Annotated in this window: 18 protein-coding genes; 12 read left to right on the top strand and 6 right to left on the bottom strand. The window is 65.2% G+C overall.

Annotation, left to right across the window (positions count from 1 at the left end; genetic code table 11):
- Window positions 1–39: 39 nt before the first annotated feature.
- Window positions 40–840, bottom strand: a complete 801-nt coding sequence (locus AABA84_RS30420) for an esterase/lipase family protein (RefSeq protein WP_338313967.1) — start codon at window positions 838–840, stop codon at window positions 40–42.
- Entirely contained in the window at window positions 840–1097 is a 258-nt protein-coding gene (locus AABA84_RS30415; RefSeq protein WP_028135213.1) for a DUF6489 family protein, read from the bottom strand. The genes AABA84_RS30420 and AABA84_RS30415 overlap by 1 nt, the downstream gene beginning before the upstream one ends.
- A gap of 305 nt (window positions 1098–1402) precedes the next feature.
- Between AABA84_RS30415 and AABA84_RS30410 the strand changes: the two genes are divergently transcribed.
- The 12 genes from AABA84_RS30410 (at window position 1403) to AABA84_RS30355 (ending at window position 15334) form a co-directional block, all read left to right on the top strand.
- Window positions 1403–2998 carry an ABC transporter substrate-binding protein gene (locus AABA84_RS30410; protein ID WP_038947053.1) on the top strand — a complete coding sequence of 532 codons (1596 nt, stop codon included), beginning with the start codon at window positions 1403–1405 and terminating at the stop codon, window positions 2996–2998.
- A 104-nt stretch (window positions 2999–3102) separates the two neighbouring features.
- On the top strand, window positions 3103–4083 hold the full coding sequence (locus AABA84_RS30405; protein WP_212248055.1) for an ABC transporter permease: 981 nt from the start codon (window positions 3103–3105) through the stop codon (window positions 4081–4083).
- A gap of 9 nt (window positions 4084–4092) precedes the next feature.
- Window positions 4093–5064, top strand: a complete 972-nt coding sequence (locus AABA84_RS30400) for an ABC transporter permease (protein WP_338313966.1) — start codon at window positions 4093–4095, stop codon at window positions 5062–5064.
- A gap of 28 nt (window positions 5065–5092) precedes the next feature.
- Window positions 5093–6079 carry an ABC transporter ATP-binding protein gene (locus tag AABA84_RS30395; protein WP_212248053.1) on the top strand — a complete coding sequence of 329 codons (987 nt, stop codon included), beginning with the start codon at window positions 5093–5095 and terminating at the stop codon, window positions 6077–6079.
- Window positions 6076–7065 carry an ABC transporter ATP-binding protein gene (locus AABA84_RS30390; RefSeq protein WP_338309099.1) on the top strand — a complete coding sequence of 330 codons (990 nt, stop codon included), beginning with the start codon at window positions 6076–6078 and terminating at the stop codon, window positions 7063–7065. Before AABA84_RS30395 ends, AABA84_RS30390 begins: the two co-directional genes overlap by 4 nt.
- An 81-nt stretch (window positions 7066–7146) precedes the next feature.
- Window positions 7147–8952 (top strand): gamma-glutamyltransferase family protein, encoded by a 1806-nt coding sequence (locus AABA84_RS30385; RefSeq protein ID WP_338313965.1) that lies wholly within the window; start codon window positions 7147–7149, stop codon window positions 8950–8952.
- A gap of 9 nt (window positions 8953–8961) precedes the next feature.
- The gene (locus AABA84_RS30380) at window positions 8962–9672 is read left to right on the top strand and encodes a DUF1028 domain-containing protein (protein WP_338313964.1); all 711 of its coding nucleotides are present in this window, start codon (window positions 8962–8964) and stop codon (window positions 9670–9672) included.
- Window positions 9669–10658 carry an ABC transporter ATP-binding protein gene (locus tag AABA84_RS30375; RefSeq protein ID WP_338313963.1) on the top strand — a complete coding sequence of 330 codons (990 nt, stop codon included), beginning with the start codon at window positions 9669–9671 and terminating at the stop codon, window positions 10656–10658. Before AABA84_RS30380 ends, AABA84_RS30375 begins: the two co-directional genes overlap by 4 nt.
- A gap of 175 nt (window positions 10659–10833) precedes the next feature.
- Window positions 10834–11937: an ABC transporter ATP-binding protein gene (locus AABA84_RS30370; protein WP_338313962.1), complete on the top strand. Its 1104-nt coding sequence runs from the start codon at window positions 10834–10836 to the stop codon at window positions 11935–11937.
- Window positions 11938–11960: 23 nt separating this feature from the next.
- Window positions 11961–13472: an ABC transporter substrate-binding protein gene (locus tag AABA84_RS30365; RefSeq protein WP_212248037.1), complete on the top strand. Its 1512-nt coding sequence runs from the start codon at window positions 11961–11963 to the stop codon at window positions 13470–13472.
- A gap of 31 nt (window positions 13473–13503) precedes the next feature.
- Window positions 13504–14445 (top strand): ABC transporter permease, encoded by a 942-nt coding sequence (locus tag AABA84_RS30360; protein ID WP_338309104.1) that lies wholly within the window; start codon window positions 13504–13506, stop codon window positions 14443–14445.
- Between the two features lie 4 nt (window positions 14446–14449).
- Entirely contained in the window at window positions 14450–15334 is an 885-nt protein-coding gene (locus AABA84_RS30355) for an ABC transporter permease (RefSeq protein ID WP_212248033.1), read from the top strand.
- Here the strand turns inward: AABA84_RS30355 and cnbZ are convergent.
- From cnbZ to AABA84_RS30335, 4 genes are read right to left on the bottom strand one after another with little or no spacing between them, the layout of a single operon-like run.
- Window positions 15331–16077: a 2-amino-5-chloromuconate deaminase CnbZ gene (cnbZ, locus tag AABA84_RS30350; protein WP_338313961.1), complete on the bottom strand. Its 747-nt coding sequence runs from the start codon at window positions 16075–16077 to the stop codon at window positions 15331–15333. The two genes, AABA84_RS30355 and cnbZ, sit on opposite strands and share 4 nt — an antisense overlap.
- 9 nt (window positions 16078–16086) lie before the next feature.
- The gene (locus AABA84_RS30345) at window positions 16087–17337 is read right to left on the bottom strand and encodes an adenylate/guanylate cyclase domain-containing protein (protein WP_338313960.1); all 1251 of its coding nucleotides are present in this window, start codon (window positions 17335–17337) and stop codon (window positions 16087–16089) included.
- Window positions 17334–17723, bottom strand: coding sequence for a response regulator (locus AABA84_RS30340; protein WP_018315558.1), 390 nt, complete (start codon window positions 17721–17723; stop codon window positions 17334–17336). Before AABA84_RS30340 ends, AABA84_RS30345 begins: the two co-directional genes overlap by 4 nt.
- Window positions 17720–19768, bottom strand: coding sequence for a sensor histidine kinase (locus AABA84_RS30335; RefSeq protein ID WP_338313959.1), 2049 nt, complete (start codon window positions 19766–19768; stop codon window positions 17720–17722). The genes AABA84_RS30340 and AABA84_RS30335 overlap by 4 nt, the downstream gene beginning before the upstream one ends.
- Window positions 19769–19808 lie beyond the last annotated feature (40 nt).

Below are 19808 nucleotides of genomic sequence, written 5' to 3'. Positions count from 1 at the left end.
TCCCGCAACAATTTGACGGGCGCCTTCTGGCGCTTCTCGTCAGGCCGATATTGCCTGTTCCGGCGGGGCATATGCAATGGCAAACGGCCCTGCCCGGTCAAATGGCGAGAATTCCCCTTCCGGTTGCGCCAGCCGGTCCGCCACGGCCCATAGCGCCGCGGGGTTCACCCCGAGCCCGATATGGCTCGCCAGGAGCACCTCGATGTTCTCGGCACGATCGGAGGGACGGAGCAGGCAGGTCCGCCAGTTCACGACCCCGTCGGCTCGCGAATAGATCGACGTCGCCGGCACCGGCAGATCGCCGGCGATCGCCTCGCGCGCCTCAGCAAGATCCTCGACCCGTTCGCCGGACAGCGCCTCGTAGAGCCGCGTCGCGTTGGTCGCCCGCACGTCGTTGGCAAACGGGCTGCCGAGCGTGATGACATAGCGAACCATGTCGGGTGCCCACAGCGCGAGATCTCGGGCATAGACGCCGCCGAGGCTCCACCCGACCAGGCTGACCTTGCGTCCGCTCGCGCGATGGATCTCGGCGAGACGGGCGCGCAGGGCGTCCCGCATCCGCCCGAGGCCGCCGAGATTGCGGCCCATCCGCCAAGCCTGTGCCTCATAGCCGAGCTCGCTGAGATAGCGCCGCATCGGCACCATCGAGAGGTCGCTGGCGAGAAAGCCCGGCAGCGCCAGCACCGGATGGCCATCGCCCCTCGGCGCTCGCATCAGGATCGGCGACAGCAACAGGCTTGCATTGAGCTCGAACAGGCCGCGCGCTTCTGCAAGCAGCAGGGCGAGGCCCGGCGGACGAAGCCCGCCCGGGGCCTGCCGCCCGTCTGGCCCGGACGGCATTATTTCTTCTTGTCGCTGCTGCGCGTGCCGCCGAGGCCCGCCATCGTGACGAACATGTCCTGAAACCGCTCCGCGATCTTGGGATCGAAGGTGAACCAGCTCTGGATCAGCGATTCCGGCGAGACCTTCTCGATGTTGCTGAGCACCTGCTGCTGCAGCTTGTCCATCACCGCCGTCTGCATCGGTCCCACGTCAGGCAAACCGAAGAACTGGCGGGCCTCGAGGGGGGTGCAGTCGATTTCGATATTAACTTTCATGTCCCCTCCGGATGAGATTCGAGCAGCCTGTCGGCAGTATCGCCGCGAGTTGTGGTGCGACGCAAGCGACCTGATGCAGGCGCGACATGCCCCGTCCCGCAATCCGCCGATATAGTCAACCAAAGTCGAAAGACGCGGTCCTCCATGCCGGGCGGCACGGTCAGCATTGCTGCACAGCGGTGCAACTTGGCGCGTTCCTTGCTGGAATGGCGCTTGCACCGGTCGAGAACTCTGGGCAACATGGATCAATCAGCCCTGCCGAACAATCAAAAATCATCGGCACGGCAGAGTGGAGAGGGTCAAGAATGTCAGTCGGTCGAAGTCTGTTTGCGGCGACGCTCGCCGGTACGCTTGCGTTGACGGTCGCGCCGGCGTCGAGCCAGACGCTGCGTTATGCCAACCAGGGTGACCTGAAATCCCTCGATCCCTATACGCTCAACGAAAGCACCACCCACGCCCATCTCGGTCACGTCTATCAAGGCCTCACCGCGCGCGACAAGGACCTCAAGATCATTCCGGCGCTGGCGGAAAGCTGGGAAACTCCGGAGCCGACCCGCTGGCGTTTCCATTTGCGCAAGGGCGTGAAATTCCACAACGGCGACCCCTTCACCGCCGACGACGTCGTATTCTCCGCCGATCGCGTCCGCAAGAAAGGGTCCAATATGCAGACCCGCCTTGCGCCCGACGTCAAGGTCGTCAAGGTCGACGACTACACCGTCGATTTCGTGCTGCCCTCGCCCAATCCCATCCTGCATAACTCGTGGGATGTCTGGTACATCATGGACAAGAAATGGGCCGAGGAGAACAACGTCGTCGATCCGACGCCGGTGGCGGCGACCACGCCGAGCTACGCCTCGCTCCACGAGAACGGCACCGGTCCGTTCACCATCGAAAGCCATCAGCCCGGCGTGAAGACGGTCTTCAAGGCCAACCCCAATTACTGGGGCAAGGTCGAGGGTAACCTGAAAGAGATCGTCTTCACCCCGATCGCTTCGGACGCCACCCGTGTCGCTGCGCTGCTCTCGGGCGAAGTCGACGTCATCGAGCCGGTGCCGATCCAGGACATCTCCCGCGTCGATTCCAGCCCCAACGCCCAGGTGCTGAAGGGGCCGGAGCTGCGCACCATCTTCATCGGCTTCGATCAGATGCGCGACGAGCTGCTCTACTCCAACATCAAGGGCAAGAACCCGTTCAAGGACGTCCGCGTCCGTGAAGCCTTCTACAAGGCGATCGACATCGAGCTGATCAAGAAGCGCGTGATGCGCGAGCTGTCGACGCCATCGGCGCTGATGATCGCTCCGGAGTTGTTCGTGCTGTCCAAGGAGTTCACGCGGCCGAAATTCGACCCCGATGGAGCCAAGAAGCTCCTCACCGAAGCCGGCTATCCCGATGGCTTCGAGGTCACGATGGATTGTCCGAACGACCGTTACGTCAACGACGCCGCGATCTGCCAGGCCGTCGTCGGCATGCTTGCCCGCATCGGCGTCAAGATCAATCTGCTGGCGCAACCGAAGGCGCAGTACTTCGCCAAGGTGTTGAAGCAGGGCGGCTACCAGACCTCGTTCTACCTCCTGGGCTGGACGCCGAGCACGATGGACTCCCACAACGTGCTCTACGACATCATGGGCTGCCGCGACGATGCGAAATCCTCACGCGGCGAGGCCAATCTCGGCGGCTACTGCAACAAGGAGTTCGACGCCATCACCGACAAGGTGCTGGTCGAAACCGATACCGCCAAGCGCAACCAGCTGATCAAGCAGGCCTACGAAATCGGCAACAAGGACTGGTCCTACATCCCGCTGCACCAGCAGGCGCTGGCCTGGGGCGTATCGAAAAAGGTCAACCTGCCGCAGCGCGCCGACAATCTGGTCATGTTCCATTGGGCGACCAAGAAGGAATAGCACCAGTTGAACACGAGGTCCCGGCGGCGTCAGGCATCCGGGACCTTTCCTTTTCCGGCTGACAAAGACGTCGACCGCACGCACACCCAAGGATAGTGGAAGGCATGCTCGCTTTCACTCTTCGCCGCGCCGTTCAGGCCATCGGCGTCATGTTCGCCGTCGGCATCATCGCCTTCTCGATGTTCCGTTTCGCCGGCGACCCCGTCAACCAGATCGTCTCGATCGACACATCGGCGGCCGAACGCGAAGCCGTGCGCAAGTCGCTCGGCCTCGACGATCCCGTGCCGGTGCAGTTCGTGCGCTATTTCGCCGACGCCGCGCAATTCAAGTTCGGCGTCTCCTACCAGTTCCGCCAGCCGGTCTCGACGCTGTTGATGGAACGTATGCCGGCCACGCTGGAACTTGCGATCTGCGCCACCGTGTTTGCGATGGTGTTCGGCATCCTGATGGGCGTCTATTCGGCGCTGAGGCGCGACACCGTGCTGGCCAAATTATTCCAGGCGGTTTCGCTTGTAGGCATCTCGTTGCCGACTTTCCTGATCGGCATTCTCCTGATCTATCTGTTCGCGGTGACATTGGGCTGGTTGCCCTCGTTCGGCCGCGGCGAGGTGATCAAGCTCGGTTGGTGGAGCACGGGCCTGCTCACGCTGTCGGGACTGAAGGCATTGATCATGCCCTCGATCACGCTCGGCCTGTTCCAGATGACCCTGATCATGCGGCTGGTGCGCGCGGAGATGCTGGAAGTGCTGCGAACCGACTATATCCGCTTCGCCCGCGCCCGCGGGCTGACCACCCGCGCCATCCATTTCGGCCACGCGCTGAAGAACACGCTGATTCCCGTGATCACCGTGGCCGGTCTTCAGTTTGGCTCGGTTATTGCATTTTCGATCATCACCGAAACCGTGTTCCAATGGCCGGGCATGGGACTCCTGTTCGTGCAGGCCGTGCAAAACGTCGATATCCCGATCATGGCCGCCTACCTGCTGATGGTCTCGCTGATCTTCGTCACCATCAATCTGGTGGTCGACATCCTCTACACCGTTGTCGATCCGCGCCTGCGCGCGACCGTCGGCCGCGCTACATAAGGCCCCTGCATGTCCGACGCCGTCGCCTCCAATTCCGACAAGCAGAGCGCGCCGCTCGCGCATGCCGGTCGCAGCTGGCTCAGCCGCGCCCTCGACAGCGACATCTTCTATTCGTTCCGCCGCTCCAAGCTGACCATGGCGGCGGCGGCCATTACCGTGCTGCTCTTCCTGCTCGCGATCTTTGCATCGGCGCTCGCGGTGCAGAACCCGTTCGATCCGGCGCAGCTCCAGTTGATGAACTCGCGCATCTCGCCGCTCTGGACCGCCGACGGCCAAAGCCCGTTCCTGCTCGGCACCGACGAGCAGGGCCGCGACGTGTTCTCCGCCATCCTCTACGGGATGCGCATCTCGCTCGCCGTCGGCGTCGCCGGCGTGGTCTTCGCCGGCGCGCTCGGCATCGCCCTCGGCCTGATCGCCGGCTATTTCGGCGGCGCGGTCGATGGCGTGATCATGCGGATCGCCGACGTGCAACTGACCTTTCCCGCCATTCTGATCGCGCTGCTGGTCAATGGCATCGCCAAATCGATCCTCGGCAACCGTCTGGATGCCACCAGCATGCTGGTGGTGCTGGTGATTTCGATCGGCCTGAGTTTCTGGGTGGGATATGCAAGGACGGTGCGCGGCTCCGTGATGGTCGAGAAGAACAAGGACTACGTGGCCGCCGCGCAGCTGATCGGCCTGCCCGCGCCAAAGATCATGCTGCGGCACGTGCTGCCGAACACGATGGGCCCGATCCTGGTCATCGCCACCATCAACCTCGCGCTGGCCATCATCACCGAGGCGACGCTGTCCTTCCTCGGCGTCGGCCTGCCCGACACCATGCCCTCGCTCGGCACGCTGATCCGCATCGGCAACAATTATCTGTTCGCGGGCGAATGGTGGATCGTCGCTTTCCCCGGCATCGCGCTGGCCGGGCTGATCCTGTCGATCAACCTGCTCGGCGACTGGCTGCGCGACGCGCTCAACCCGAAGCTCCGATGAGCAAAACTTCGACAAGAGCGCCCCACCCATGACCGAGCCCATCCTCTCCGTCCGCAACCTTCAGGTGGAGTTCGCCTCACGCCGCGGCACGCTGCGCGCCATCGACGGCGTCTCCTTCGACATCGCCAAGGGCGAAGTGCTGGGCGTGGTCGGCGAATCCGGCGCCGGCAAATCGGTCACCGGCCTCGCCGTGATCGGCCTGATCGACCCGCCCGGCCGGATCGCGGGCGGCGAGGTCCGCCTCGCCGGCCTGCGCATCGACAATCTGCCGCCGGAGGAGATGCGCCGCATCCGGGGAAAGCGGATCGGCATGATCTTCCAGGACCCCCTCACCTCGCTCAATCCACTCTATCGGGTCGGTGACCAGATCATCGAGACGATCCGAACTCACCTGAATCTATCCGAGACGGCCGCCCGCCGCCGCGCCATCGACCTGCTTGCCGAGGTCGGCATTCCCGCGCCGGAAAAGCGCATCGACGGCTACCCGCACGAATTCTCCGGCGGCATGCGCCAGCGCGTCGTCATTGCGCTGGCGATCTGCGCCGAGCCCGAGCTGATCATCGCGGACGAGCCGACCACCGCGCTCGACGTCTCCGTGCAGGCGCAGATCATCTCGCTGATCAAGCGGCTCGGCCGCGACCACGGCACCGCCGTGATGCTGGTGACGCACGACATGGGCGTGATCGCGGAGACCTCCGACCGCGTCGCCGTGATGTATGCCGGCCGTGTCGCCGAGATCGGCCCGGTGCAGGATGTCGTCAGAAATCCACTGCATCCCTATGCCAAGGGCTTGATGGGCGCGATCCCGACGCTGGCCGGCGACGACAAGCGTCTCATGCAGATTCCCGGCTCGATGCCGCGGCTGTCGGCGATCCCCCGCGGCTGCTCGTTCAACCCGCGCTGCGAGTTCGCGTTCGACCGCTGTCGTGTCGATCGACCCGAGCCGCTGCCGCGCGGTGCGCAATCGGTCGCCTGCCATCTCTATGACAACGTGCCGGCGGAGAGCGCGGCATGAGCGCTTCCTTCGTCCAGGCCACAAATCTGCGCCGCGTGTTCGACGTCTCGAAGCCCTGGCTCAACCGCGTGCTCGAAGGCGGGCATCTGGAATATCTCAAGGCGGTCGATCACGTCACCTTCGATATCAGGAAGGGCGAGACGTTTGCGCTGGTCGGCGAGTCCGGCTCGGGCAAGACCACGGTGGCGCGGATGGTCGTGGGACTGCTGCCGCCGAGCTCCGGCGATGTCTTGATCGACGGCGTCTCGATGACGGATCCGCGGCAGGCGCCGGCGCGCAGGAAGCTGCGCCGCCGCATCCAGATGATCTTCCAGGATCCATATGCGAGCCTGAACCCGCGCTTCCGCGTCGATGCCATCATCTCCGAGCCGATCCGCGCCTTCGACCTGATCCAGGGCGAGCGCGACATCCAGGCGCGCGTCGGCGAGCTGCTCAGCCTCGTCGGCCTGCATCCCGACGACCGGTTGAAGTTTCCGCACGAATTCTCCGGCGGCCAGCGCCAGCGCATCGCAATCGCGCGGGCGCTCGCCTCCGATGCCGAGTTCATCGTCTGCGACGAGCCGACCTCGGCGCTCGACGTCTCCGTGCAGGCGCAGATCCTCAACCTCATGCGCGACCTCCAGGACAAGTTCGGCCTGACCTACATGTTCATCAGCCACAACCTCGCCGTGGTCCGTCACATGGCGAGCCGCGTCGGCGTGATGTATCTCGGCCGCATCGTCGAGATCGCTGAAGGCAAGGAGTTGTTCGCACGTCCCCGCATGCCCTACACCAAGATGCTGCTGGGCGCCGTGCCTGATCTTGCCATGAGCGGCCGCCAGCGCATTCCGGTGAAGGGCGAGATCCCGAACCCGATCAATCCGCCGCCCGGCTGCGCCTTCAATCCGCGCTGCCCGCTGGCGTTCGATCTCTGCCGCAAGGAAACGCCGGAACTGATCGACGGCGTCGCCTGCCACGCCGTCAACACCGCGCCGGTGCCGGCGTGACGCGCGCGTGCCATGCCGGCAGCGCATTGGCCGTGCGGCATCGCCTGTGATCAATTGCGCGCGCCGCAAATGAGGTAATCCATGGCCAGCATCGTCAATCCGGATCCGTTCACGACCCGCCCCGAGATCGAAGGCACGTTCGGGGTCGTCGCCACCACGCACTGGATCGCGACCGCCGTCGGCATGGCCATCCTGGAGAAGGGCGGCAATGCCTTCGACGCCGGTGTCGCCACCGCCTTCACGCTGCAGGTGGTCGAGCCGCATCTCAACGGCCCCGGCGGCGACGTGCCTGTCATCGTCCATGACGTCAAGCGCGGCCGCACCGAGGTGATCTGCGGCCAGGGCCCGGCACCGGCACGCGCCACCATCGCGCACTACAAGAGCGAGGGCCTCGACATGGTGCCCGGCACCGGCCTGCTCGCGGCCTGCGTCCCCGGCACCTTCGAATCCTGGATGATGCTGCTGCGCGATTACGGCACGATGCGCGTGCGCGACGTGCTGGAGCCCGCGATTTCCTATGCGCGCGACGGCTATCCGCTGGTCGAGCGCGCCTGCGCCACGATCCAGACCGTCGAGCAACTGTTCCGCAAGCACTGGCCGACCTCCGCCGCCGTCTACCTGCCGAACGGCGAGGTACCGAAGCCCGGCACTCTCTTTACCAACGAGACGCTGGCCGCGACCTATGCACGGATCCTGAACGAAGCTGAAAGCGGCGGCGGTGGCCGCGATGCCGAAATCGAGCGCGCGCGCAAATCCTGGTCGCAAGGCTTCGTCGCCGAAGCCATCGACAAGTTCTGCCGGACCCAAGAGGTGATGGACGTCAGCGGCTCGCCGCATCGCGGCGTGCTCTCTGCCGACGACATGGCGCGCTGGCAGCCGACGGTCGAGGCGCCGCTCACCTACGATTATGGCCGCTACACCGTCTGCAAAGCCGGCGTCTGGAGCCAGGGTCCGGTGACGCTGCAACAGCTCGCGCTGCTGAAGGGCTTTGCCCTCGACGGGCTCGACCCGACCGGGCCTGAGTTCATTCACCTCCAGATCGAATGCGCAAAACTCGCCTTTGCCGATCGCGAAAAATTCTACGGCGACCCCAAATTCAACGAGATCCCGATCGGGACGCTGCTGTCGGATGCCTACAACGACGAGCGTCGCAAGCTCGTCACCGACAAGGCGTCGCTCGACTTTCGCCCCGGCGCGGTCGAGGGCTTTGGCGGCGTCGTCAAGCTGCGCCGTGCCGAAGGCCAACGCGAGGCCGTCGGCGCGCTCGGTGCCGGCGAGCCGACTGTGGGGCGCTTTGGTGAAGTGCGGGGCGACACCGTGCATTTCGACATCATCGACCGGGACGGCAATATGGTGTCCTCGACGCCGTCGGGCGGCTGGCTGCAATCGTCGCCCATCATTCCCGAACTGGGCTTCTGCCTCGGCAGCCGCGCCCAGATGTTTTGGCTGGAAGAAGACCATCCGGCCGCGCTTGCGCCGGGCAAGCGGCCCCGCACCACGCTGTCGCCGACCATGGCGCTCCGTGACGGCGAGCCGTATCTCGCCTGGGGCTCGCCCGGCGGTGATCAGCAGGATCAGTGGATCACCCAGTTCTTCCTGCGCCACGTCCATTGCAATCTCAATCTGCAGGAAGCGATCGACGCGCCGGCCTGGCATTCCGAGCATTTCCCGATCTCGTTCTGGCCGCGTACCGCGCGGCCCGGCGTGCTCGTGGTCGAGAACCGCGTGCCCAAGGCGACGATCGAGAATCTGCGCGAGCGCGGACACATCGTCGAGGTCGGCCCCGATTGGTCCGAAGGCCGCCTCACCGCAGCCTCGCGCGTGGGTCGGCGCCGGCGCGCCGCCGCCAATCCGCGCGGCATGCAAGGTTACGCCGCGGGACGCTGAAGGCAGCACATGACCTGGTCGATCATCGCGCGAGACCCTGCCACCGGCCAGTTCGGCATCGCCGTTGCGACCCGCTTCTTCGCCGTCGGCGCACGCGTGCCGTATATTACCGCCGGCGTCGGCGCCATCGCGACGCAGGCCTTCGTCAATCCCTATTACGGCATCGACGGGGTCAGGCTGCTGCGGGAAGGCCTCAATGCGCACGACGTGCTGGCCGCGCTGCTCGCGACCGATGATGGCCGCGAGAGCCGTCAGATCCACATCATGGATTCGAGCGGCGAGATCGCCGCGCATACCGGGCGCGACTGCGTCGACTGGTGCGGGCACATCGCAGGCAGCGGCTTTTCCATCGCCGGCAACATGCTGGCCGGCGCCGACGTGCTCGACGAGACCGCAAAGACCTATATCGCCAATAACAGCCTGCCCTTCCCGCGCCGCCTGCTCGCCGCAATGCGCGCCGGGGAAGCCGCCGGCGGCGACAAGCGCGGCAAGCAGTCCGCCGCGCTGTTGATCCACGGCGAGGAGGAATGGCCGGCGCTGGACATTCGCGCCGACGACCATCCCGATCCGCTCGGCGAGCTCGAGCGACTCGAACACGTCAGCCACGAGCTCTGGGTGCATTTTCGCGATTCCATGCCGACGCGACGGAACCCGGCCGGCAACACCGACCGCAGCGTCATTGACGCCAGCATCCAAGCAGCGCGTGCAAGGCAATCATGAGTTCGAGCCCTCTCATCGAGATCAGGGACCTTCGCATCCGCTTCCACGGCGACGACGGCCGCATCACCCACGCGGTCGACAGCGTCGATCTCAGCGTCGCCAACGGCGCGACGCTCGGCCTCGTCGGCGAATCCGGCTGCGGGAAGAGCGTGACCTCGCTGGCGATCATGGGCCTGCTGCCGAAGCAAAGCGCGGAAATTTCCGGCGCGATCCGCTTCGACGGCCTCGATCTCTTGCAGACGCCGGACCAGACCCTGCGCAATCTGCGCGGCAACCGGCTCGCGATGATCTTCCAGGAGCCGATGACCTCGCTCAATCCGAGCTTGACCATCGGCGACCAGATCATCGAGACCATTTTGCGCCACCGCGGCGGCTCGCGGAAAAGCGCGCGCGAGCGGGCGATCGAGCTGCTGCGCCGCGTCCACATCCCCTCGCCCGAGCGGCGGATCGACGAATATCCGCACAAGCTCTCCGGCGGGATGCGCCAGCGCGTGATGATCGCGATGGCGCTGGCCTGCGACCCGCGCCTGCTGATCGCGGACGAGCCGACCACCGCGCTCGACGTCACCTTGCAGGCCCAGATCCTGGAGCTGATGCGGGAGTTGAAGGCGGCAAGCGGCGCCGCCATCATCCTGATCACGCACGATCTCGGCGTGGTGGCCGAGGTCTGCGACGAGGTCGCGGTGATGTATGCCGGCGAGATCGTCGAGCGCGCGCCGGTCGACGAATTGTTCTCGGTGCCGCAGCACCCCTACACCGTCGGCCTGCTCGGCTCGATCCCGCGGCTCGACCATCGCGCCGAACAGCTTGCGACGATCGAGGGTATGGTTCCGAACATGGCGCAGCCGCCGGCAGGCTGCCGCTTCGCCGCGCGCTGCCCGTTCGTGCTGGACGCCTGCTCCACAGCGCCGCCACCGCTGATCGAAGTCAGCCCCGACCACCTCTCGCGCTGCATCCGCGCGCCGCTCGAACGCCTGGTGTCGTGATGGCCTCGTTCTCTCTTCCCGTTCCCCGGGCGCAGCGCAGCACAAGCGCGGCGCGGTGGTGCGCTGCTGAACCGGAGCCCATATGGCGGCAGACTGGGTCCCGGTTCAGCATCGCAACACTTCGCGTTGCGCCGCGCCCGGGACACGAGGCTGAGTTTCGTGGGGATCACGAACGATGACCGCTCTGCTCGAGGTTACAGGCCTGGTCAAGCATTTCGTCGCCGAGCGCTCGCTGTTCGGCAGGCCGCTGGCACATGTGAAAGCGGTCGATGGCGTCAGCTTCTCGCTCGACGCCGGAAAGACGCTGGCGCTGGTCGGCGAATCCGGCTGCGGCAAATCCACCGTCAGCCGCCTCGTGCTGCGGCTGATCGAGCCGGACGCAGGCACGGTCCGGTTCGACGGCCGCGATCTCCTCTCGCTTGATCCCTATGCGCTCCGGGCCTTCCGCCGTGAAGCGCAGATCATCTTTCAGGACCCCTACGCCTCGCTCAATCCGCGCATGACCGTCGGCCAGATCCTGACCGAACCGTTGGCGCTGCACGATCTCGTGCCACCGGCAGAGCGGCGCGCGCGCGTGGCGGAAATCTTGCGGCTGGTCGGGCTGGAGCCAAGGCTGGCGCGGCGCTATCCGCACGAATTCTCCGGCGGCCAGCGCCAGCGCGTTGCCATTGCCCGCGCGCTCGCGGTCGAGCCGAAGCTGATCATCTGCGACGAGCCGGTCTCGGCGCTCGACGTCTCGATCCGCTCGCAGATCCTCAACCTGCTGCGCGAGCTGCAGGACCGGCTCGGCCTCGCCTATATCTTCGTTTCGCATGACCTCGCCGTGGTCAAGCACATCGCCGACCACGTCGCGGTGATGAATCTCGGCCAGATCGTCGAGACGGCGGAGGCGGACGCGCTGTTCGCCGCACCCCGGCACCCTTATAGCCGCGCGCTGCTGTCTGCGATCCCCGTGCCTAAACCGCGGGCAAAGCGCAGCCGAATTGTGCTCCAGGGCGAGGTCCCCAGCGCGCTGAATCCGCCGCTGGGATGCCGCTTCCACACCCGCTGTCCCTATGTCGTGGACCGCTGCCGCAGCGAAATGCCTCAGCTTGTCTCGGATGGCATCGGACATGCAACGGCTTGCCACCGAACGTCGGAACTGCCCTCCTCCGCGGCCATCGTCCCCATGGACGGCGGTTTCTCGCCGGTTCTTGAAAAATTGGTTGCCGCCTTCAACGGCGGTCCGGAAGCAGCACGCGCCGGCGGGGTTAGTTCGTTGGGGACGGACCCCGCATAGACGTGAAACAGAGGTTGAGAGCGATGAGCTTTATGCGTTTGACAATCCTGGCGTCGGCCTTGCTGACGTCGCTGGTGGGCACAGCCCAGGCTCAGACCACGCTTCGCATCGGGATCGCCGAAGACCCTGATATCCTCGACCCCAGCGTCGGCCGCACCTATGTCGGCCGCATCGTGTTCTCCGCGTTCTGCGACAAGCTGTTCGACATCGACGAGAAGCTCAACATCGTGCCGCAGCTCGCGCTGTCCCACGAGACGTCGGCCGACGGCAAGGAGATGACGATCAAGCTCCGGCCAGGCGTCAGATTCCACGATGGCGAGCCGCTGGACGCCGAAGCCGCAAAATTCTCGATCGAGCGTCACATGACGCTGCCGACCTCATTCCGCAAATCCGAGCTCGCCAGTGTCGACCATGTCGAGGTCGTCGATCCCCTGACCATCAAGCTGGTGCTGAAGACGCCGTACTCGCCCCTGATCGCCCAGCTCACCGACCGCTCCGGCATGATGGTCTCGCCCAAGGCGGCGAAGGAGGCCGGTGACAAGTTCGGCCTGCATCCGGTCTGCGCCGGCCCTTATAAATTCGTCGAACGCGTGCAGCAGGATCGCATGGTGTTCGAGAAGTTCGCCGACTACTGGAACAAGGACAACATCCATATCGATCGCGTCGTGTTCCTGCCGATCGTCGACGCCACGGTGCGCCTCGCCAACCTCAAGTCCGGCGGACTCGATCTGATCGAGCGCGTGCTGGCCACAGACATCAAGGACGTCCGGGCCGATCCCAAGCTGGTGCTGTCGACGGCGCCCGAGCTCGGTTATCAGGGCCTGACGATCAACATCGGCAACGACAAGGCCAAGGGGCCACTCAGCCAATCGGCGAAGGTGCGCCAGGCACTCAGCCTGTCCATCGATCGCGAGGCCATCAACCAGGTCGTCTTCAACGGCGAGTTCACGCCGGGCAATCAATGGGTCAGCCCGACGCATCCATACTATCAGAAGGCTTTCCCCATTCCGGGGCGCGACGTCGCCAAGGCCAAGGCACTATTGAAGGAAGCCGGCGTCAGCCTGCCCGTCACCGTCGACTACATGGTGCCAAAGGGCACCGAGTACGAGGCCGTCGCCCAGGTCGTGCAGTCCATGGCCGCCGAAGCAGGCTTCGACATCAAGGTCCGCGTCGTCGAATTCGCGACCACGTTCAAGCAGGCGCAGGCCGGCGAGTTCCAGGTCTTCCAGATCAACTGGAGCGGTCGCATCGATCCGGACGGCAATTCCTACATCTTCATGCGCAGCAAGGCACCGCAGAACGACGGCGTGTACGCGAATCCGGAGGCCGACAAGCTGATGGAAGACGGACGGGCGACGTCCAATGTCGAGGAGCGCAAGGCGATCTACGCCAAGCTGACCAAGATCCTGCTCGACGACCTGCCGATCATCTACATCTATCATCGCACGCTCCTGATCGCACACACGAAGAAGCTCGAGGGCTACCGGCAGATGCCCGACGGCCTCGTGCGCGTGGTCGGGTTGAAGTTCAAGTGATCGCGGCATCAGCCGGGAAACGCGTGGGGCCATGCTGAACTTCCTTGCCCACCGCGTCGCGCAGATCGTGCCGACACTGTTCTTCGTGTCGGTGCTGATCTTTTCGCTCCAGCAATTGCTGCCCGGCGATCCGGCCCTGGTGATGGCCGGCGAGGAACGCGATCCCGCCGCGATCGAGCAGATCCGGCAGCAGTACAAGCTCGATCAGCCGATCCCCGTGCAATATGTCTACTGGCTCAAGGGAGTCCTCACCGGCAATTTCGGCGAGTCCTTACGCAACAAGATGCCGGTGCGCGAGCTGATCGCGCAGAAACTGCCGGTAACGCTCCAGCTCGGCTCGATGGCGATCGTGATCGCGTTCTGCATCGGCATTCCCGCCGGCATCGTCTCTGCGGTGAAGAAGGGCACGGCCTGGGATTACGGCGCGAACCTGTTTGCGCTGTGGGGCATCTCGACGCCGAACTTCTGGCTCGGAATCATGCTGATCTTCCTGTTCTCGATCGAGCTCGGCTGGTTGCCGGCCTCCGGCTACGTGCCGCTCACCGAGAATTGGCGCGCGAGCCTGGCTGCCACCATCATGCCGGCCTTCGTGCTCGGCAATGCCATTGCCGCGGTCCTGATGCGGCACACCCGCAGCGCCATGCTGCAGGTGCTGGAAAGCGATTACGTCCGCACCGCGCGCGCCAAGGGACTCCTGGAGCGCTCGGTCATCCTGAAGCACGCCATGCGCAATGCGCTGACGCCCGTCATCACGCTCGGCGCGCTCGAGCTCGGCACGCTGTTGTCGGGCGCCGTTCTGACCGAGCAGATCTTCTCCATCCCCGGCTTCGGCAAGCTGATCGTGGATGCCGTCTTCAACCGCGACTACGCCGTCGTGCAAGGCGTCGTGCTGGTGACGGCCACGATCTACATCACGCTGAATCTCGTTGCCGACATCGCCTATATTCTCGTCAATCCGCGGCTGCGGGGCTAGATCCATGACCGACGCCGCGCTGCCGGGCTCTCTCACGCAAGCCGACGAGCTGGATAGCCCGGCCCGCCGCGCGCGCCGGCGGCTGTTCAAGCGCAAGGCGGCGGTGTTCGGGCTCGCCGTGCTCACGATGTTCATCGTACTTGCAGTGCTGGCCCCGCTGATCGTGCCCTATGATCCCATCGCGACGAGCTGGAGCCTGGTGCGCAAGCCGCCCACGCCGGCGCACTGGTTCGGCACCGACGAGCTCGGCCGCGACATCTTCAGCCGGGTCGTCTACGGCGCGCGCGCCTCGCTGCTCGCGGGCCTCATCTCGGTTGCGATCGCGCTCGGCATCGGCGTGCCGCTCGGTCTCGTCGCCGGTTATCGTGGCGGCTTCGTCGATGCGCTGATCAGCCGGATCACGGATGCGATGCTGGCCTGTCCGTTCCTGATCCTGGCGATCGCGCTGGCGGCGTTCCTCGGGCCGAGCCTCGGCAATGCCATGATCGCGATCGGCATCTCCGCAACGCCGATCTTCATCCGCCTGACCCGCGGCCAGGTGCTCGTCGTCAAGGCCGAGGACTATGTCGAGGCCGCGCGCGCGCTCGGCAATCCGCCATGGCGCATCGCGCTGTCGCATATCTTGCCGAACATCCTGCCCGCGCTGCTGGTGCAGGCGACGCTCTCGATCGCCGCCGCCATCATCGCCGAAGCCGCGTTGTCGTTCCTCGGCCTCGGCCAGCAGCCGCCGGCACCGTCCTGGGGCAGCATGCTCAATGCCGCGCAACGCTTCCTGACGCAGGCGCCGTGGATGGCGATCTGGCCGGGGCTTGCGATCTTCCTCGTGGTGCTGTCGCTGAACCTGCTCGGCGACGGCCTGCGCGACGCGCTAGACCCGCGGCAGCGCTAGATCACCGCTTCCCGCATCACGCGGCGGCAATCCATCTCGTATTCGAGATCGACCACCGGCGGACGGGCAAAATGCCAGGTCAGGCCGGAGCGCAACGCGCCGCGGCGAACCAGTTCGTCGACGAGCGCATGGTGGAAGTCGTGCACGGAATAGGCCTGCACCGCGGTCGTGTCGTTCCAGCCGAAGCCGAAGGCCGCCATCCGGCTTTCCATCTGCGACGTCGCGGTGAAGCGCACCTTCTCCCGCAGCCCCTCCGGGCTGAGATCGCGGTAGCGCACGGTGCGCTCGACATAGGTGCCGCTGCCCTCGCGCGCCTCGGCACCGCCTGATATCACGAAGGACGGCGCTTTCGAGCGGGTCGGCCGCGTGAACGAGAACGCATAGAACGACGGCTCGGTCGGCGGATCGATCTCGGGACAAACATTACTGCGCGCCACCGGATTGGTGGTGCCGTCGAAGATGCCCCATTCGGACAGCGTCTTCACGTAGTGCAGGTTGAACGCGCGAAAGCCCTCTTCGCTGAAGGCTGCCGGTGAACGCAGCTCGCAGGCGCAGAACGCCGTCAGCGGACGCCCTGCCTCCTGAATGAATTTCGCAGCCAGTGCGAACCCTTCCGCGAGCGGGACCAAGCGGTCGAAGCGGACACGCTCGATTTCGTAGCCGTCGTCCGCGGCCGCGCCTGCCGAATACTGGAACACGGACGGAATGAAACGATAATTGCCGGCAGAGAAGTCACGCATCATGTCGAACCCCTATTCCAGTTGCATGCGAATGCCCTTGGCGCCGTTGAGCAGGCGCCTCAGGTGAAAGCCGGCCAGGGAATCGTCCGCGTGCATGCCGACAAGCGCGGCAAAGGCCGGCATGGCCGCGGCATCGCCGGCCTCCATCTTGGCAAAAGCCTCCGAATACAGCGCCGTCTCGGGGGCCTCGTATTTGGCCGGAGGCAGCGGCTCGAACGCGCGCAACGGCTCGCTGCGTCCGCGCAGCATCAGTTCGCCCACCGGGCGGCCTTGAAAATTCTCGGCCGCCTCGGCGACGCTGGCGCTGACGCAAATGCGGGTGCCCAGATGCTTGTTCGCGGCCTCCAGGCGCGCCGCAATATTGATGGAGTCCCCATACGCGGTGTAGTCGAAGAAGCGATTGCCGCCGAAATTCCCGACCAGCGCGGGACCGGCATGAATGCCGATGCGGGTGGCACCGAAGGCCACGCCCATGGCGCTCTGGCGCGCGCGAAAGTCCTGAGCCCAGGCATCGAGCTCATGGGCGCAAGCGACCGCGCGCGTGGCATAATCCGGCTGATCGCCGGGCGCATTGAAGAGCACCTGAATCGCATCGCCGATGATCTTTGCGACCGTTCCCTCATGGGCGAAGACGATTTCGGTCATGCCGCCGACATACTCGTTGAGCAGCTTGCCCAACGTCTCGGGCGGCGCGCTCTCGACCAACGAGGTGAAGCCGGTAATATCGGTGAAGATGGTGGCGACATCGCGCCACTGCACTTCGATGCCCTCGCCGTCGCCGCTGGCGGCCAGACGCTTGGCAAGCTCGGGCGAGAAATGACGCGACAGCGCGGCATGGGCGCGCTCGGCTTCCATCTGACGCCGCCGCACCTCGCGCAGCATCTCGATATGGCGGATGGTCTTCTCGATCGTGGCTTCCAGATCGGCGAAATCGATCGGCTTGGTCAGGAAGTCGAACGCGCCGCGGTTCATGGCGGTGCGGATGTTGCTCATGTCGCCATACGCCGAGACGATGATGGTCGACTTCTTGTCCTCGGCCTCCTGGAGTTTCGCGAGCAGCGATAGCCCGTCCATCCTGGGCATGTTGATATCGGAGACCACCATATCGACCTGCGGATTCCGCTCGAGCGAGGCCAGTGCCTCGAGACCGTCGCGGGCGAATATGATGGCGACCTGTCCGTCGCGGATCTGCCTGCGAAATTTTTGCAGGACCAGCGCTTCGAGATCCGGCTCGTCGTCGACGAAGAGGATGGTCGCGCTCATGCGGCTTGCTCGAGCCTCGTGTCGATCTCCTGCCGCAGCAAGGCAAAGTCGATCGGCTTGGTGAGGAGCCCGACGGCGCCGCGCTCGATCGCCTTCCGCCGCGTCTCGGCGTCGCCATAGGCCGTGATCATGATGACGGGAACGTCCGGATGCGCGGCACGCACCTTCGGCAGCATGTCGAGCCCGCTCATGCCGGGCATGTTGATGTCGGACAGGATCAGGATCAACGAGGGATCGCGAACCTCGGCGGCCCGCTTGAGTGCATCGGGCGCGGAGGAGGCGAACTCCATCTGGAAGCGGCCGGCGCGCAGCTCGCGCCGGAATTGCTGCCGGAACAGCGCCTCGACGTCGGGCTCGTCGTCGACGACCAGGATGTAAACGTTCACGACTTGCCTCCGGAAGTGCCGTCCGCTGCCATCGTGCGCGGCAGGGTGATGATGAACTCGGTGAATACACCGGGTGTGGTGTTCACGTCGATGGTGCCGCCGTGCTGCTTCACGACGATGTCGTGGCTCATGGACAGGCCGAGCCCGGTGCCCTCGCCGACCGGCTTGGTGGTGAAGAAGGGATTGAACATCTTCTCCTTCACCTCGGGCGGAATTCCCGTGCCATTGTCACGGATCCGGATCTCGACCCTGCCGCCGAGATCCCTGGTTGCAGCGCTCAAGGTCGGCTCGAAGGTCTCACCCGCGCTCTCCTTGCGTTTTGCAGTGGCATACAAGCCGTTCGAGATCAGGTTGAGGAGGACGCGCGTGATCTCCTGCGGATAGATGTCGACCATGCCGGCAGCGGGATCGAACGTGCGCTGGAGCGTGACGTTGAAGGAGGGACGTTCGGCCCGCGCTCCGTGATAGGCGAGATTGAGGCTCTCCTCCACGACCGCATTGATGTCGACGGCACGGTGCTCGCCGGAACCCTCGCGCGAATGCATCAGCATGTTCCTGACGATGGAATCGGCCCGCTTGCCGTGCTGCACCACCTTCTCGAGATTGCTCCTGAGCATGCCGGTCAGCTCGTCGACCTCTTCCCTGGTCTTGCCGTCAAGCGCAGCCGATTGCAGGGCCTCCTTGAGCTCGTCGATCAGCTCGGTGGAGACCGCGGAGAAATTGTTGACGAAGTTGAGCGGGTTCTTGATCTCGTGAGCAATGCCGGCGGTGAGCTGACCGAGCGAGGCCAGCTTCTCGGTTTGGACCAGGCGATCCTGGGCGGCGTGCAGATCGTTCAGGGATTGGCGGAGTTCCGCGGTCCGCTGCTCGACCTTGTTCTCGAGGTCGGCATAGGATTCCTGCAAGCGCGCGCCCATGTCGTTGAACTGGTCGGCCAGCCCTTCGAGCTCGTCGCCCGTCCGGATCGAGATGCGCTGGGAGAAGTCGCCACCGCCGATCCTTTCCGCGCCGCTGCGCAGCGCCTGGATCGGCCCGACCATGCGGCGAGCCAAAAATATCCCCGCAAGCACCGCGAAGATCGACGCCGCGAGCAGCACGATCGCAAGCCGCTGCAGCGAGGCATAGAGCGATGCATAGGCCTCCTCGACCGGCAGCTCGACGAACATGGTCCAGTGCAACGGCTCGATTGGCGCCGATGCGGTCAGGACTTTCTGTCCCTGGATGTTGCGCGCTTCCTCGAGCGCGTCCGGCATGGTGCCGCCGGCGGACTGCGCGGCGCGCACTTGCGCGAGGCCGGACATGTCGGTGTTGCGCAGCACGAGACTGATATCGGGATGCGCGATCAGGCGCCCTTCCGGGCCGACGACATAGGCATGCCCGTGCTGGCCGACCTTGATCTGCGAGACCACGTCCCAGATCAGCTTGAGATTGACCTCGGCAATACTGACGCCGGCGTCTCTGCGCGCTCCGGCCAGCGCCAGCGTCATGTAGGGCTCGGACTCCCGGCGGAAATAGACCGGGCCGTAATAGACCTTGTGCGCGACCGCCTCGGTGAACTTCGGATCCTTGGACAGGTCGATCCCGCTCTCGATCGCGTCCATGGCGAGCCGCGAGACCCGCAACCGTTCCTTGCCGGTCGAATCCACCTGGGCGAGCTCGGTGATCCCGGGCACCTGACGCAGCAGCCGCAGCGCGTCGAACCGGCGCTGCTCGATCGAGCCCGCCGACCACGGCAGTTGCGTGGTCCAGCCGAGCTGGCTCCCGATCTCCTTGACGAACTGGCCGATCTTCGCCGCGGCCGCCTCGGCCTGTTCGTGCTGGACCCGGATCAGCGAAGCCTTGTGCTCGCGATAATAGAAGAAGACCTCGAACAGGCCGTTGGCCAGAAGCGCGATGGCCACGACGGCCACGAACAGCGCGACATATTTGGTGAACAGCCGGGTCCTGATCCCTCGCCCCGTTCCCCCGCCGGCAGCGACGCCATCCGAGGCCACGCTCGGCAGCGTCCTGGCTTGCGGGGTGTCGGGATGGAGGGAAAGGCTCATCACCCGAAACCTAGCAAGAAGACGGGACCTTGTCTTTCGC

The sequence above is a fragment of the Bradyrhizobium sp. TM239 genome (genome assembly GCF_036247985.1).
GTDB lineage: Bacteria > Pseudomonadota > Alphaproteobacteria > Rhizobiales > Xanthobacteraceae > Bradyrhizobium > Bradyrhizobium ottawaense.
Note: the sequence above shows the minus strand (reverse complement) of the source record. Positions and strands in the feature narration are given on the sequence as shown.

Bases quoted from the DNA above. Each gene is read 5' to 3' on its own strand.
- AABA84_RS30395 (WP_212248053.1), top strand. From the start codon at position 5,093: ATGACCGAGCCCATCCTCTCCGTCCGCAACCTTCAGGTGGAGTTCGCC.
- AABA84_RS30345 (WP_338313960.1), bottom strand. From the start codon at position 17,337: ATGAGCGCGACCATCCTCTTCGTCGACGACGAGCCGGATCTCGAAGCG.
- AABA84_RS30355 (WP_212248033.1), top strand. From the start codon at position 14,450: ATGACCGACGCCGCGCTGCCGGGCTCTCTCACGCAAGCCGACGAGCTG.
- AABA84_RS30335 (WP_338313959.1), bottom strand. From the start codon at position 19,768: ATGAGCCTTTCCCTCCATCCCGACACCCCGCAAGCCAGGACGCTGCCG.
- AABA84_RS30370 (WP_338313962.1), top strand. From the start codon at position 10,834: ATGACCGCTCTGCTCGAGGTTACAGGCCTGGTCAAGCATTTCGTCGCC.
- AABA84_RS30385 (WP_338313965.1), top strand. From the start codon at position 7,147: ATGGCCAGCATCGTCAATCCGGATCCGTTCACGACCCGCCCCGAGATC.
- AABA84_RS30405 (WP_212248055.1), top strand. From the start codon at position 3,103: ATGCTCGCTTTCACTCTTCGCCGCGCCGTTCAGGCCATCGGCGTCATG.
- AABA84_RS30400 (WP_338313966.1), top strand. From the start codon at position 4,093: ATGTCCGACGCCGTCGCCTCCAATTCCGACAAGCAGAGCGCGCCGCTC.
- AABA84_RS30415 (WP_028135213.1), bottom strand. From the start codon at position 1,097: ATGAAAGTTAATATCGAAATCGACTGCACCCCCCTCGAGGCCCGCCAG.
- AABA84_RS30360 (WP_338309104.1), top strand. From the start codon at position 13,504: ATGCTGAACTTCCTTGCCCACCGCGTCGCGCAGATCGTGCCGACACTG.
- AABA84_RS30390 (WP_338309099.1), top strand. From the start codon at position 6,076: ATGAGCGCTTCCTTCGTCCAGGCCACAAATCTGCGCCGCGTGTTCGAC.
- cnbZ (WP_338313961.1), bottom strand. From the start codon at position 16,077: ATGATGCGTGACTTCTCTGCCGGCAATTATCGTTTCATTCCGTCCGTG.
- AABA84_RS30375 (WP_338313963.1), top strand. From the start codon at position 9,669: ATGAGTTCGAGCCCTCTCATCGAGATCAGGGACCTTCGCATCCGCTTC.
- AABA84_RS30380 (WP_338313964.1), top strand. From the start codon at position 8,962: ATGACCTGGTCGATCATCGCGCGAGACCCTGCCACCGGCCAGTTCGGC.
- AABA84_RS30420 (WP_338313967.1), bottom strand. From the start codon at position 840: ATGCCGTCCGGGCCAGACGGGCGGCAGGCCCCGGGCGGGCTTCGTCCG.
- AABA84_RS30410 (WP_038947053.1), top strand. From the start codon at position 1,403: ATGTCAGTCGGTCGAAGTCTGTTTGCGGCGACGCTCGCCGGTACGCTT.
- AABA84_RS30365 (WP_212248037.1), top strand. From the start codon at position 11,961: ATGAGCTTTATGCGTTTGACAATCCTGGCGTCGGCCTTGCTGACGTCG.